The 2,098-nt window shown below is 38.5% G+C and carries 2 protein-coding genes; both read left to right on the forward strand.

Annotation, left to right across the window (positions count from 1 at the left end; all coding sequences use genetic code 11):
* The first annotated feature begins 494 nt into the window (after positions 1-494).
* Positions 495-1,709: a pyridoxal phosphate-dependent aminotransferase gene (locus AB204_RS20365; protein WP_047965207.1), complete on the forward strand. Its 1,215-nt coding sequence runs from the start codon at positions 495-497 to the stop codon at positions 1,707-1,709.
* A gap of 265 nt (positions 1,710-1,974) precedes the next feature.
* On the forward strand, positions 1,975-2,098 hold a 124-nt coding region (locus AB204_RS20370), incomplete at its 3' end, for a YfbR-like 5'-deoxynucleotidase (protein WP_047965208.1).

A 2,098-nucleotide genomic window follows, 5' to 3' on the forward strand; every position in this document is an offset into this window, starting at 1 on the left:
AACTTAATGCGCCAAGATAATATAAGTATTTTTAATGAGTTAAGATTTTTACAAAATAACCTAAAAATGTTATGGGTAAAAACTCAAAAAAATTATCAAACTATCATGTGAGAAAAACCTAAATTAACTTTAGGAAAGCCAAAGATAAATTATAAGAATACATTATACAAATCTTCTTACTTTTATTGACAATTCGAGATTTCCTAACCAGATTGACTAAAAGAACCATTGTCGAAATGTCATCCGCTGTACTCTTAGGCAACTAAAAACACACTATTATTCAGAATATAGATTCATATTAACATCAAAACATAGAATAAAATACCAATAAAAACGACAATTTTAGATAGCAGGCTTATTCATTTATTATTAAAACAACCGTTTTAACCAAAGATATCAGAGGCTCTTCAAAAGATAGACTGAGAAGAGTACATTGAATATCACACTTTTTATGCCGGGTAGTATCCATTTCGCCAAAGAGGTTAGGGCATCCTATGTTTTCCATTAATAAATCCAGCAAATTAGATAATGTCTGCTATGACATCAGGGGGAAGACCCTCAAAGAAGCCAAGCGACTCGAAGAAGAAGGCAATAAGGTACTGAAATTAAATATTGGCAATCCGGCACCATTTGGCTTTGAAGCACCCGATGAAATTTTAGTCGATGTCATCCGTAACCTGCCGACTGCCCAAGGTTATTCCGACTCAAAAGGGTTATATTCTGCGCGCAAGGCGATCATGCAGCATTATCAGGCAAGAAATATGCTGGATATTACTGTTGAAGATATTTTCATCGGCAATGGTGTTTCTGAACTTATTGTTCAATCCATGCAGGCCCTGTTGAATACAGGCGACGAAATGCTGGTCCCTGCACCTGACTACCCTCTTTGGACAGCGGCGGTATCACTCTCCAGCGGTAATGCCGTACATTATCTGTGTGATGAGCAACAAGGCTGGTTTCCTGATTTAGATGATATCCGCCGTAAAATTACCCCGCGTACCCGTGGTATCGTGATTATTAACCCGAATAACCCAACCGGGGCGGTATATAGTAAAGAGCTGTTATTGGAAATCGTGGAGATAGCCCGCCAGCATAATCTGATTATTTTCGCTGATGAAATTTACGACAAGATCCTGTACGACGATGCCCAGCACCACTCCATTGCCGCATTAGCGCCTGACCTTTTTACTGTCACCTTTAATGGTTTGTCCAAAACCTATCGCGTTGCGGGTTTCCGTCAGGGCTGGATGGTATTGAATGGCCCGAAAAAACAGGCTAGAGACTATATTGAAGGCTTAGAAATGCTGGCATCAATGCGCCTTTGTGCCAACGTGCCAATGCAGCACGCGATTCAAACGGCATTGGGCGGCTACCAGAGTATCAGTGAATTTATTTTTCCGGGTGGCAGACTTTATGAACAGCGCAATCGCGCATGGGAATTGATAAACCAAATTCCGGGGGTTTCCTGTGTGAAACCAATGGGTGCACTATATATGTTCCCCAAAATAGATACCAAACGTTTCAATATTTATGATGACCAAAAAATGGTATTAGATCTTTTACTACAGGAAAAAGTTCTGCTGGTTCAAGGTACCGCATTTAACTGGCCAGAACCAGACCATTTCCGTATTGTCACATTACCGCATGTTACTGACTTGCAAATGGCTATTGAAAAATTTGCCCGCTTTATCGGTAACTATCGCCAATAAATATAATATTTATCATTTAGAGCTTACTCTTATAACTGTTAATAACATAATGAGGTAAGCTCTTATTTGAAATAAGAAAGCTTATTTCTTACTGATAACCATTTCTCCATAAATAATTTTCTCAGAAATGAATATTCCTATTGTTTCTTAAGTCCCTATTTAAAAGATAAAAGAGATATATTGGTGAAAATTGATACTGAATAGGTTTACTTCCCCTTCCTATCCGCTCACAATTAATCGTATCATTTCGTTGAAGGAGAAAATAATGAGCCATTTTTTCGCCCAATTATCACGCTTGAAATTAATCAACAGTTGGCCCCTGATGCGAAATGTGCGCACAGAAAAAGTTTCAGAGAACAGCTTGCAGGTTGATTTTGTAGAACATGCAC

This window comes from Xenorhabdus khoisanae (genome assembly GCF_001037465.1).
Taxonomy (GTDB): domain Bacteria; phylum Pseudomonadota; class Gammaproteobacteria; order Enterobacterales; family Enterobacteriaceae; genus Xenorhabdus; species Xenorhabdus khoisanae.